This window comes from Rouxiella chamberiensis, from assembly GCF_026967475.1.
Lineage (GTDB): Bacteria > Pseudomonadota > Gammaproteobacteria > Enterobacterales > Enterobacteriaceae > Rouxiella > Rouxiella chamberiensis.
The window spans coordinates 4,241,175-4,253,914 of record NZ_CP114058.1 but is presented as its reverse complement, the minus strand read 5'-3'; the positions used below and the strand labels follow the sequence as shown (position 1 = coordinate 4,253,914).

General features: G+C 52.7%; 11 protein-coding genes. 5 read left to right on the top strand and 6 right to left on the bottom strand.

Going from position 1 to position 12,740, the window contains the following annotated elements; genetic code table 11:
- Positions 1–283: 283 nt before the first annotated feature.
- The 5 genes from O1V66_RS19885 to O1V66_RS19865 all read right to left on the bottom strand — a co-directional run bounded on the left by O1V66_RS19885 (position 284) and on the right by O1V66_RS19865 (position 4,052).
- Entirely contained in the window at positions 284–718 is a 435-nt protein-coding gene (locus O1V66_RS19885; protein WP_045049064.1) for an arsenate reductase/protein-tyrosine-phosphatase family protein, read from the bottom strand.
- A 3-nt stretch (positions 719–721) separates the two neighbouring features.
- A complete protein-coding gene (locus tag O1V66_RS19880) occupies positions 722–1,861 on the bottom strand; it encodes a polysaccharide export protein (RefSeq protein ID WP_045049063.1) in 1,140 nt (379 codons plus the stop codon).
- A gap of 114 nt (positions 1,862–1,975) precedes the next feature.
- Positions 1,976–2,305: a hypothetical protein gene (locus O1V66_RS19875; protein ID WP_269127971.1), complete on the bottom strand. Its 330-nt coding sequence runs from the start codon at positions 2,303–2,305 to the stop codon at positions 1,976–1,978.
- A 454-nt stretch (positions 2,306–2,759) separates the two neighbouring features.
- Positions 2,760–3,293 (bottom strand): methylated-DNA--[protein]-cysteine S-methyltransferase, encoded by a 534-nt coding sequence (locus tag O1V66_RS19870; RefSeq protein ID WP_045049062.1) that lies wholly within the window; start codon positions 3,291–3,293, stop codon positions 2,760–2,762.
- Positions 3,294–3,437: 144 nt separating this feature from the next.
- Positions 3,438–4,052 carry a response regulator transcription factor gene (locus O1V66_RS19865; protein WP_045049061.1) on the bottom strand — a complete coding sequence of 205 codons (615 nt, stop codon included), beginning with the start codon at positions 4,050–4,052 and terminating at the stop codon, positions 3,438–3,440.
- A 723-nt stretch (positions 4,053–4,775) separates the two neighbouring features.
- On the opposite strand from O1V66_RS19865, the gene O1V66_RS19860 reads away from it, so the two are divergent.
- The 3 genes from O1V66_RS19860 to O1V66_RS19850 all read left to right on the top strand — a co-directional run bounded on the left by O1V66_RS19860 (position 4,776) and on the right by O1V66_RS19850 (position 9,819).
- A complete protein-coding gene (locus O1V66_RS19860; RefSeq protein ID WP_045049060.1) occupies positions 4,776–5,057 on the top strand; it encodes a YjcB family protein in 282 nt (93 codons plus the stop codon).
- 226 nt (positions 5,058–5,283) lie between these two features.
- Positions 5,284–7,599 (top strand): beta-glucosidase BglX, encoded by a 2,316-nt coding sequence (gene bglX, locus O1V66_RS19855; RefSeq protein WP_045049059.1) that lies wholly within the window; start codon positions 5,284–5,286, stop codon positions 7,597–7,599.
- 186 nt (positions 7,600–7,785) lie between these two features.
- The gene (locus O1V66_RS19850; RefSeq protein WP_152623651.1) at positions 7,786–9,819 is read left to right on the top strand and encodes an NADPH-dependent 2,4-dienoyl-CoA reductase; all 2,034 of its coding nucleotides are present in this window, start codon (positions 7,786–7,788) and stop codon (positions 9,817–9,819) included.
- Between the two features lie 3 nt (positions 9,820–9,822).
- On the opposite strand, the gene rlmG is transcribed toward O1V66_RS19850, so the two are convergent.
- Positions 9,823–10,971 (bottom strand): 23S rRNA (guanine(1835)-N(2))-methyltransferase RlmG, encoded by a 1,149-nt coding sequence (gene rlmG, locus O1V66_RS19845; protein WP_045049057.1) that lies wholly within the window; start codon positions 10,969–10,971, stop codon positions 9,823–9,825.
- 171 nt (positions 10,972–11,142) lie between these two features.
- Here rlmG and O1V66_RS19840 point away from each other — a divergent pair, with 171 nt between their 5' ends.
- Positions 11,143–11,649, top strand: a complete 507-nt coding sequence (locus O1V66_RS19840) for a M48 metallopeptidase family protein (RefSeq protein WP_045049056.1) — start codon at positions 11,143–11,145, stop codon at positions 11,647–11,649.
- A gap of 82 nt (positions 11,650–11,731) precedes the next feature.
- Positions 11,732–12,724 (top strand): Gfo/Idh/MocA family protein, encoded by a 993-nt coding sequence (locus O1V66_RS19835; protein ID WP_045049055.1) that lies wholly within the window; start codon positions 11,732–11,734, stop codon positions 12,722–12,724.
- Positions 12,725–12,740 lie beyond the last annotated feature (16 nt).

Sequence of the window (12,740 nt, the reverse complement as noted above, 5' to 3'; positions counted from 1 at the left end):
TTTAAGAAATTCCTTAACCCCAATGATAACGAGAGACAATTTTAGCGTGCTTTATTAACATCTCTCGGCTCTGACAAGTTAGCTACGCTGTAGATTATAGATGATATGTTAAATCCATAAAAAAACCTGCTTTGGCAGGTTCAAATCACAGATAATTCGGAATTAGCCGCAATAAAAGAATCGCGAATGTTTCGTTATCCAATATATCTGTGATTTGCCAACTCTGCTGCTGTCGATATTTAAGTCAAATTCGACGTATTCGCCAAACCGTTGGTGCCAAATATTAGCTCGCTAATTTAGGCAACCAGCTTTGGCAGGCCTCATCAATTAACTGGTACACATGATCGAACGCCTCTCGACTCTGGCGATAAGGATCGGGGATCTCTTTTTTATCCAGCCAGTGCCCCAGGAGTAATGTTTTCCCCCGGGCTTCCGATGCCTGCTTTGATACCTGTTCAATATGAGACTGGTCCATCACCAGAATTAAATCGTACTGACGAGCCAATTCAGCGCTGAATTGCTGCCCACGATGTCCTTCCAATGAAAGCCCATGCTCTTTAGCAATAAAAGAAGCCTGAGAATCGGCCTGGTGCCCAATAAGGGCACCCACGCCAGCCGAATCGATCTTCTTGCCCGGCAGTAACTGACGAAGCCGTCTTTCGGCCGTCGGCGAACGGCAGATGTTTCCGGTACACACCACCAATACCGAATTAAACATATATTAGTCCCAGTTTTTGTAGAACTGCAGAGTCTGAAGCGTGTCGTGCGTACCGGTAATGGTAGGAAGCAGCTGTGAAATTACGCGGTTCCAACGAACAAGAGGCGCGGTAGTCACATAAACAATGTCGTACGGCTTGAGCTGGAACTGCGCAGCCATCACCATCGCGGAGGCATCTTTGGCCTGAAGCTGATAGATATTGGCGATACGCCCCTGCTTGTCGCCTTTCAACTGGCGAATAACAAAGATGCCCGAGGCGTCAGATTGAATCTGATCAATACCTGAAGAGTTACCCAGGGCTTCGGCCAGCGTCATGCCACTGCGGTCCATCTTCATGGTTGCCTGCTGCAAGACTTCGCCCATCACGAAGACTTTCTGGCTGTCATTGCGCGGAACATAAAGAATGTCACCCGGATATAACAGGTGGTTCTGCATCAGGTCGCCCTTTTGCAGCAACGATGCCAGGTTGATAATCGTATCCTTGCCATCGTGGGTAAGGACCACATTGCGCCAGTCGGCATCGGAAGCCAAACCGCCTGCGGCATTGATGGCATCGACCACAGTCATCGGAATGTTGGTGATAGGCAGTTGGGCAGATTTGTTGACCTGACCGGAGACGTAGGCTTTTTGCGAGCGGAAGGCCGCTACACTCACGTCAACCTGCGGGCTTTCAATATAGGTGACGAGACGCTTGGCAATATCCTGACGGACTTCGGCCATGGTTTTGCCCACCACGTGCACTTTACCGATATAAGGATAGAAAATATTGCCGTCGGCGCCGACCCAGTTACCGCTGTCTTCGGCACTGCGATACTGACCCGCAGGCGTAGTCAATTCTGCGTGATCCCACACGGTGACGTTGACGACATCGCCGACACCGATGCGGTATTGGTAATTATTTACCTGCGCGTCCAGAGCAGGGTTCGGGCGAGACAACACTTTCGGAGGACGCATTTGCTGAACCAGCTGAGGCGTCATCGGATAGACGTTGACTTTTTGATCCCAGTCGGAATTGCTGTCCGGCTGTTCAACCACATTCTTACCGACGCTGTTCAATCCCTGACCAGGCACTACGGTACAGCCACTAAGGAGACCCACAAGAACAGCAACGGCTGTCAACTTGATTACATGTTTTTTTGTCATTGATTTCATTCAAAAGTTAGAGTCAAGTATTGGAAAGGACGCGCTATCACCCTTGTCCCTGTTGTATTGCCAAACCACGTGGGAAGACGCGTGGTTTAAAGGTTTAAGGAAATTTCAACTGTGCCCGTTACCGGCGTCATCGCAGCCCATGCTTTTTGCCTTGCTGCACCGCACCTGCGTGCGCGACGAAGGGAAACTTAAACGTCCCTGAATGGTTGTAGTATCAGGCACAGAAAAATTTTGCGCCATAGGGTCGGCACAAATCAGATATTGCCGTAGGCGATAGCGAATTTCATCGCCGGGCTTCAAGGACTGTAAACGCGAACTGGAAGTCGAAAACTCGGCAACCCTTTGTGAAATAGAGGATTTTCTGATAGGTAAAAATCCGCTCGCGGAGAGGCAAGCGCCAAGGCATGACGTGTCGACTGCGAATTCTTTTTCCATCAGGGAAAACCTTCTCCTTTGCCGATAATGACTGTACGTTCAAATTACGATGGAATGGCCCATCCGTAGGTCGATATGGAGAAAAAAGCGCAACGCCAAAAATCGGATCGACTCGGCAGTGTTCATGATACCGCCCCTAATCGCGCTAACCTGTTGAATAGGCGTTACGACGGATAATGCCACAGCGAAGGGTATAGATTACAGGTTTTTCAACGAATGAAACCGCAGCCGATAATTTCGCCATCCACGCTACCGCCTTGGCTTATCAGCAACCAGAGCACTGTGGGCTTCCAGCCCGCCAACTACCAGACGATTATTCCGACTTTTTTCCAGCAAAACCAAGCAATAACAATTTATCGCCCAGAAGGATTTGTGATGAAGATAACAAAAATTCGTCAAAATTGCGCTAACGATGTCGTTCATTCGTTAACAACTTACTTTAATTATTTAAAATTTAAAATGAGAAGGTTCTCTGATGATTCGAGACATCCGCCACCGCAGCAGTGAATTTATGCCCTTCCAGCGTCAATAGAAGCGTTTTTGCCTCCAGACCACCGGCAAAACCGGTCAATGCACCAGATGCGCCAATGACGCGATGACAGGGAGCGATGATAGAAATCGGATTACGCCCATTCGCAGCGCCGACGGCGCGAACGGACTTGGGATTACCCAGCGCCAGCGCTATCTGGCTGTAACTGCGGGTTTCACCATAGGGAATTTCCAGCAATGCCTGCCAGACCCGTTTCTGAAATTCGGTTCCCTGAAAATCCAGCGGGAGGTCGAAACGGGTTCGCGTTCCTGCGAAATACTCGTTTAACTGACGCTCGGTTTCGACGAGTATCGGGTGTGTCTCATTTTCAATCAATGTGCCAAGGCGAACGCGGTTTTCCCGCTCAATCTCCCACAGCACGGCGGCCAGTCTGTCGCCCCGCGCCACCAGCGTTAAAATACCCACCGGTGAATGCATGCGTTTGAAGGTATTGTTCATCTTGTCGAACCCTGCTGGCGTTGAAAAAGAGTGCAACCAGTGTAGACAATATTGTGCACCTTAGGAACGCAAAGCGTGATAACCCAAGAGGTGTAGCGACATTACGCGCTGATTATGGCAGTAAGATGAAAAATAATAACCTGACTAAAGTTTTATTTTGTATTGATAGCCTATTTTCATCAGGCCAAAGCTATTTCTGGCACCTAATTTCTGCATCACGTTTCTTTTGTGGGTTTGCACGGTTTTATAGCTTACCCCCAGCGATTCGGATATTTCCATCGGCGTCTTGTTATTCAGCAATAATGACATCACGCGTAACTCGCTCGAGGTGAGCGACAGCTCATTGCTGTCGGAGTTGACTATCTCCAGCAGGTTCGGACTGCAATAATAATCGCCCGAGATCCCTTTATCGATGGCGTGTTCAACCGACACGATGTCATCTTTCTTGGAAATAAGCACACGCGCTTTGCACTTCATCAACTCTTTGATAAGAAAAACATTATCTACATCAGTACAAATTATGAGCGTCACACGATTCCAGTGTTCTGCATTGCGGCGGATAAAATCGATGCCGTCCATTGGAAATAGATTGGTGTCATATATTTCCATGATGACAATATCAATCATTTCGGCGTCGAGCATCGATTGTAACGGAGAGAAACCTTTTAACGCGCCCCGAATTTTAACATCTTCAGGAATTAGCGCTCTCATGGCCAAGGAGGTAAAGGAATGAGGTTCCATTATGACCAAGTTTTTCATAGTTCCCTTAAATATAAAGAGTCATCCTAACGGCTAGTAAAAATATAAAATCAGCCGTACAGCATGAATAGGCCTAAATGGTTTAAATCCAATTAAAACGTAAAACCCTGAAAACCTGAGCTCCTGCAATTTTTTATGTCGGTAAAGAGGGTTTATCAAAATTTAACCCTAACTTTAACCGCGCTGAAATAGCCATTTCGACGCAAATTTACAGAAAATTAACACTTGAGGGGCCTGCATGTTACTAGGAATTTTCTTAGCAAAGCCACTCAAACCGCTTATAACTCAAAAAACGTTAATGTTTACTGGTTAAAAAACAGCTAATTACAGAATGAATAAGACTCTAGCGAAAATCATCTATTAATAATTCTACTCATTCCCCACTCATTAGCCAGACAAGATTTGGCCCGCCCTTCAGGCCCTGGCGGCTATTTTTTGATGTTACTGCCCTGCTTGCCTTGGGAAATCATCACCCTGTTAAATTGACGTTAAATATTAATGCGACTGTTGTTTTATAACTTTTATGCCATTTACGGGGGTTCATATTCCAGATTGTTTTTTGCACAATAATAAAGGCCAGTGATAGAATGTGACCTAAATCACACTTTTACCGTTTTCAACATCTCCAAACTTCTACCATAACTTATTTAAATTCATGGCGTTGCCCTGAAATTATGCCGTTTCGTATGTGTATAAGGTTGCATGTATTAAGGACTTAATTCGATGAACACCCTGACGACTGGATTCATGATGATGCGCTGGGAATTACTGAGCGCGCTGATGATGTTTTTTGCCAGCCAACTGAATGTGGTTTGCCGTCAAACCAGTAAGAACACCCTGGCATTTATGTGCAGCGGATTAGGTCTGTCGATGACCTGCTGGTTCGTGATGGGTCTGATGGGGATGACGTTCAGCGTTGAAGCCCTGTCACATTTCTGGCTGACGTCCAAAGACGTGTTTATCGATATTATGAGTCAGCAGCCAACGACCTGGCCTATGCCCTGATCCCTTTTTCTGCGGCAGCGAACCGTGCGCAATGCCCCCTCGCTGCCGGAAATGCCCGTCTTTATCTGCGTTAAGTTACTAATCCTTTCTATATCTTACATATTATTTGCTAAAGCCTGAATTCCCGTATTAGATACTGTTCATACTTTTCCCAAAAATGACATTTGACCCTCTGCCCTTATCTCGCGCTATTTTCGAGAAGCCGGAGGGAGATATAGGATATCGAATGAAGACGCATTACGTGATTGGCGCAGTCGTTTTGATGTTGGGTTCTCCGCTTTATGCTCTCGCCGCCGAGGCGCAAACGCCGGTCTCTTCGGCCATTCCACAGACACAAATAAAACAGCGCGATAGCTTTATCGCCACTCTCATGAAGAAGATGACGCTGGACGACAAAATCGGTCAGCTTAATCTGGTGAGCGTCGGCCCCGATAATCCGAAAGAAAAGATCATGGCCGATATTCGTGAAGACAAGGTTGGCGGCGTATTCAATACCGTGACCAAGCCGGATATCCGCCGTATGCAGGATCAGGTGCAATACAGCCGCCTCAAGATCCCGCCTTTCTATGCCTATGATGTGGTGCACGGTCAGCGCACGATATTTCCTATCAGCCTTGGACTGGCGTCGAGCTGGGATATGCAGGCCGTCGCCACCAGCGCACGCGTGTCGGCAGAAGAAACCGCCGCCGATGGCCTGAACATGACCTTTTCCCCCATGGTCGATATCACGCGTGATCCCCGCTGGGGCCGTGTCTCTGAAGGGTTTGGCGAAGATACCTATCTGACCTCGCGTCTGGCCTATGAAATGGTCAAGGGCTATCAGGGCGATGACCCTTCCGCGCCCGGCAACGTGATGGCCAACGTCAAGCACTATGCGCTGTACGGCGCAGTGGAAGGCGGACGCGAATACAACACGGTCGACATGAGCCTGTCGCGGATGTTCAACGACTACATGCCGCCCTACAAGGCTGCCGTCGATGCGGGTGTGGGCGGCGTAATGGTCGCGCTGAACTCCGTCAATGGCGTACCGGCCACCTCGAACGGCTGGCTGCTGAAAGATATCCTGCGCGATCAGTGGAAATTCCACGGACTCACGGTAAGCGATCACGGCGCCATCGGCGGTCTGGTCAAACACGGCGTAGCCGAAGACGATCGTCAGGCGGCAGCCATGGCGCTCAAGGCCGGCGTCGATATGGACATGGCCGACAATCAGTACGGCCAGTATCTGCGCGGCTTGCTGAAAGACAAACTCATCAGTGAGCAGGATATCGACCGCGCGGTGCGTGATGTATTGATTGCCAAATGGGACATGGGCCTGTTCGCCGACCCTTATCGCCATCTTGGGCCGCCCTCCACCGACCCTGTCGATACCAATGCCGAAAGTCGTCTGCATCGCACCGAGGCGCGTGAGGTCGCGCGCGCCTCGATGGTGTTGCTGAAAAATGACAACCACGTTCTGCCGTTGCAGAAAAAAGGCACCATTGCGCTGATTGGCGCACTGGCCGACAGTCAGCGCGACATGATGGGCAGCTGGTCTGCGGCGGGGGTTTCCAAACAGACGATCACCGTGCGCAAGGGCATGCAGGATGCGATAGGCGACAAGGCCACGCTGCTATACGCACGTGGCTCCAATATTATCGACGATCCAGCCATCGTGACTTTCCTGAACTCGTATGAAAAACAGATCCAGAACGATCCGCGTCCGGCACAGGAAATGATCGACGAAGCGGTGAAAACCGCCGAGAAAGCCGATGTCATCGTCGCCGTGGTCGGGGAAGCGCAAGGCATGGCGCACGAGGCTTCCAGCCGCACTGATATCAGCATTCCGCAAAGCCAGAAAAATCTGCTGAAGGCGCTGAAAGCCACCGGTAAACCGCTGGTGCTGGTGCTGATGAACGGGCGTCCGCTCACCCTGCCGTGGGAAAATGACAATGCCAACGCGATGCTCGAAACCTGGTTTGCGGGCACCGAAGGCGGTCATGCAGTTGCCGATGTGCTCTTTGGCGACTACAACCCGTCGGGCAAGCTGCCGATGACCTTCCCGCGCGCCGTCGGCCAGATCCCGCTCTACAACAGCGTGCTGAACACCGGCAGGCCGTTTAATCCGCAAAAGCCGGACAAGTACACCTCGCGCTATTTCGATATCACCAACGGACCGCTGTTCCCGTTTGGCTATGGCCTGAGTTATACCGATTTCTCTGTGTCGGATGTCAGCCTGTCCTCCACCACGCTTGCACGCAACGGCGCGATAACCGCAAGTGTCAGGGTGAAAAATACCGGCAAGGTCGCGGGCGCGACCGTGGTTCAGCTTTATACGCAGGATGTCACCGCTTCAATCAGCCGTCCGGTTAAAGAGCTCAAGAACTTCGAGAAAGTGTATCTGCAACCCGGCGAAGAGAAGCAGGTCAGCTTTACGCTGCGCACGGCCGATCTCGGCTTCTATGACAACCAGCTCAAATGGGCCGCCGAGGCCGGAAAATTCAACGTCTTTATTGGCCTGGATTCGGTAAACGTCAAGGAAAACAGCTTCCTGCTGCTCTAATCTCCCCTTCTGCGCCTGTTGAAGCCCCCTGCTCTCAACAGGTGCAGTCCCCTGCTTCATAATAATTCTTGATACCTGTCACAATCACGGCAGCCCGCGCTGGAAAGCCGCGTCACAGGCGTTAAATTTAAGCCATCTCATCCGACCACTTTCGTAGTGTGGCTACTGATTTCGATGGAGTGCGTTATGAAGCGTTGGTCTGTACCTTATCCTCATCTGCTTGCGCCGCTGGACTTGGGGTTTACCCAGCTCAAGAACCGCGTCTTGATGGGCTCGATGCATACGGGACTTGAGGAGCGGGAAGATGGTCCCGAACGTCTGGCCGCCTTCTACGCCGAGCGCGCGGCCGCGGGTGTCGGGCTTATCGTGACCGGCGGGATTGCGCCCAATACACAGGGTGTGGTGTATCAGGGCGGCTCCGTGCTGAATCACCCTTCGCAGGTCGGCCAGCATAGAATAGTGACCGATGCCGTGCATGCTGCGGGCGGAAAAATCGCGCTGCAAATCCTCCACGCAGGCCGCTACAGTTATCAGCCCCATCCCGTTGCGCCCTCTGCGCTGCAAGCGCCCATCAACCGGTTTGCCCCACACGCGCTCAGTGACGTCGAAATCGAGCAAACCCTTGAAGACTTCGCTCACTGTGCGCAACTGGCGCGCGAGGCGGGTTATGACGGCGTAGAGATCATGGGGTCGGAAGGTTATCTGATTAACGAATTTTTGACTGCCCGCACCAATCAGCGCGAAGACAAATGGGGCGGCAGCGCCGAGAATCGCATGCGGTTTGCCGAAGAAGCCGTGCGCCGTGTGCGGCGTATCTGCGGCACGAACTTTATTATTATTTACCGCCTCTCCATGCTGGATCTGGTGGAACAGGGCAGCAACTGGGAAGAGACGGAACTGCTGGCGATGAAAATCGAGCAGGCGGGCGCGACCCTTATCAACACCGGCATTGGTTGGCACGAGGCGCGCATTCCGACCATCGCCACCCGCGTGCCCCGCGCCGCCTTCGGCTGGGTCACGCAGCGGCTGATGGGCAAGCTCGGCATTCCGCTCATCACCACCAACCGCATCAACGATCCTGATATTGCAGAAGACCTGCTGGCCAACGGCTATGCCGATATGGTCTCGATGGCGCGCCCTTTCCTCGCCGATCCGGCGTTTGTGCAAAAGGCCGCCGAGGATAGGGCAGACGAAATCAATACCTGTATCGGCTGTAATCAGGCCTGTCTCGACCAGGTTTTCGCAGGGGAATTGGCCTCCTGTCTGGTGAATCCACGCGCCTGCCATGAAACCGAAATGCCGCTGTTCCCAACCAGCCAGAGTAAACGCCTGGCGGTCGTCGGGGCAGGCCCTGCGGGGCTGGCTTTTGCCACCACGGCGGCGCAGCGCGGTCATCACGTTACCCTGTTCGATGCCCAGCCCGAAATCGGCGGACAGTTTAATATCGCCAAACAGATCCCCGGAAAAGAGGAGTTTTATCAGACCCTGCGCTATTACTCGCGCCAGCTTGCCCTGCTCGACGTCCAGCTGAGACTGGGCAGCCAGGTGAATGCCGAGACGCTTGACGGCTTTGATGAGGTGATTCTGGCCTGCGGTATTCTGCCGCGCTTGCCCGACATCACGGGCATCGATCACCCGAGCGTGCTGACCTATCTCGAGGTGCTGCGTGACAAAAAGCCGGTAGGCCAGCGCGTTGCTATCATCGGCGCGGGCGGGATCGGCTTTGATACCGCCGAATATCTGGCGCATGTCGAGCCTTCCGCCAGCCTCAATATCGCGATGTTCAATCAGGAATGGGGCATTGATTCCAGCCTGTGCCAGCGCGGCGGACTGGCCGTCGAAGGTGCCCGGCCGCTGCCTTCTGCCCGTGACATCACCCTGTTACAGCGCAAGACCAGCAAGGTCGGCGCAGGGTTGGGCAAGACGACGGGCTGGATCCATCGTACCAGCCTGCTGGCGCGCGGCGTGAAGATGCTGAACGGCGTGAGCTACGAGCGTATCGACGATAACGGTCTGCATATTCTTCGTGAGGGAGAGGCGCACTGTCTGGCGGTTGATAACGTGATTGTCTGTGCGGGTCAGGAGTCACAGCGCGGGCTGGAAGCACCGCTGCGTCAACGCGGCAAGACGGTCCATCTGATTGGCGGCGCGGACGTTGCCGTAGAACTGGATGCCCGTCGCGCAATCGATCAGGGCACCCGTCTAGGACTGAAGATTTAAGACTTAAAAGCTGTTGAGTCCGGCACTGGTTTTCACCGCGCGCAGAACAACGAATTTCTGGTTGGTCGCGAGCGTGGTGCAGTTGCCGAACAGACGGCGCAGTTTCTGGTAGTAATCCAGATGTCGGTTACCCACAATTCGCAGCTCGCCGCCCGGTTGCAGGCAGCGCTTGGCGTCGCAGAACATGCGCCATGCGGTATCGTCGCTGATGACGGTGCCCTGATGGAAAGGCGGATTGCACAGCACCGCATGCAGCGATTCACGCTCCACGCCGGCCAGCATGTTGTTCACTTCAAACTCGCAGCGCGCCAGATCCTGCGGCAGATTGTTCGCCACATTGGCACGGCTCGATTCCACCGCCATGTAAGACTCGTCGACGAACAGCATGTCGGCATCGGGATTCAGCGCCAGGGCGGTAATGCCTATCACGCCGTTGCCGCAGCCGAGGTCGGCGATGCGCCCTTCGATTCCTTCCGGCAGATGCTGCATAAAGAAGCGCGCGCCGATATCCAGCCCCGTACGCGAGAACACGTTGGCATGGTTGGTAATGCGCAGCTCGCTGTCATCCAGCGCCCATTCGGTGGTGACCGGCTCGGCTGGCTGCATGTCTTTCTCGGGCTGACAATGGATCAGACGCGCCTTCTTCCACGCCAGACTGGTGCGCGTGGTGCCGAGAATTTTCTCGAACAGTTGCAGCGTCGAGGTGTGGATGTCGCGTGCCTTGCCACCCGCGATAATCTGGGTGTCCGGCGTCACGACTTCACGCAGCGCACGCAGTTGCTGCTCAAGCAGCGCCAGCGTCTTCGGCACCTTGATAATCACCAGACCCGGTGCCTGCGGCAGAGGATCAAGGCTGCTCTGGGTGGTCACCAGCGAATCATCGAGATTGTTTAGACGCAGGTTGTAGCGCGCCGCCAGCTGACTCATGAAAGAGTCGCTGACATTGACCGGCGAGAAGGCGTGCAGCGCACAGGTCAGTGCCCCAAACGCGTCGTTGAAGATCAGCACGGGACGGCCATTGAGTGTGTCGGTGGTCAGGGTTTGCAGCAAGTATTCGTCGGCTGCTTCCCACGCCTGCAGCGTCGTGGACTCTTCCTGTAGCGGATAACGTTCCAGCTCAAGTTGCAGTGTACCCAGTTCAAAATGGCTCATTGGCCCTCCTCAAATTACAATTTGCGCTGTTTATCCCTTAAATTGCGCTATCAGTAAAATGTTTTTTCAGTTAAAAAGGGATTATCTGTCTCCCCTTGCTGCCCGCGGGTCATTCACAGGCGGATAGCGTTCGGGTTTTCACTTCATTAAAGAGAGCCAAAGCAAACAGTTATGCCAGAATTGACCTATCTGCAAGGATATCCGGAACATCTACAGGCTCAGGTGCATAGGCTGATTGAAGAAAAGCGCCTGGGTAGCGTGCTGCTCGGCCGTTACCCCGCCCCGCATGAACTCACCAATGACAAAGCGCTGTATCAGTATACGCTCGAGTTGAAGAACCAATATCTGCGCAGCTCGTCACCGCTAAGCAAAGTGGCCTACGACAACAAGATTCACGTCATGCGTCACGCGCTCGGGCTGCATACGGCCATTTCGCGCATTCAGGGTGGCAAGCTCAAGGCCAAGGCGGAAATCCGCGTCGCGACGGTATTTAAAACCGCGCCCGAGGCATTCCTGAAAATGATCGTGGTTCACGAGCTCGCGCATATTAAGGAAAAAGAACATAACAAAGCCTTTTACAGCCTGTGCTGTCATATGGCGCCCGATTATCATCAACTTGAGTTCGATACCCGCATGTATCTGACGCATCTTGATTTATTCGGCAAACTCTATGTCTGATAATCAGATCTTCATCATGATTACCTCACATCTTTCTCATGATTTTTTCATGAATTCTTCAGAATTTAATAGGGAGTAGACCATGATTCGCTTTGCCGTAGTGGGCACTAACTGGATAACGCAAAGCTTCATCAATGCCGCACATGAAAGTGGCAAACTCAAGCTGACGGCTATCTATTCTCGCACGCTGGAAAATGCCAAGGCACTCGGTCATGAATACCCTGTCGAACACTATTTTGATTCCCTTGAGGCGCTGGCGGCCTCCGACGCGATAGACGCGGTATACATCGCCAGCCCGAATTCACTGCACTGCGAACAAACCCTGCTGTTTCTCAACCATAAAAAACACGTCATCTGCGAGAAACCGCTGGCCTCCAATCTTGAAGAAGCGGAGCGCATGATTGCCTGCGCGACCGACAATCAGGTAGTGCTGTTCGAAGCCTTCAAAACCGCCTATCTGCCCAATTTCCTGCATGTGAAAAGTACCCTTGGGCGAATGGGCCCCTTGCGTAAGGCCGTGCTGAATTACTGCCAGTATTCTTCGCGTTATCAACGCTATCTGGACGGCGAAAACCCGAACACCTTCAATCCGGCCTTTTCCAACGGCTCGATTATGGATATCGGCTATTATTGCCTCGCCAGCAGCGTCGCACTGTTTGGCGAACCCGACACGGTGAGTGCCGGCGCAACGCTGCTCGACAGCGGCGTGGATGCACAGGGCACGGTCGTGCTGGGCTACCGGGATCACCTTTACGGCGATTTCGACGTTGTCATTAACCACTCCAAAGTCAGCGACAGCTGGCTCGACAGCGAAATTCAGGGCGAAAGCGGTACACTGCTTATCGAAAAACTCTCGGAGTGTCAGGGCCTGAACTACATTCCACGCGGCGGACAGAAACTCGAGCTCACACAACCGCAGCACATCAATACCATGCTTTATGAGGCCGACACCTTCGCTACGCTGGTCAGCAGTCAGTTTTATAACCATCCCGGTCTTGAAGTGTCACGCATCACCGCGCAGTTATTGACAGAGATTCGTCGTCAAACCGGCGTCATTTTCCCGGCGGATAACTAGTCGGCAGACTTTGCCT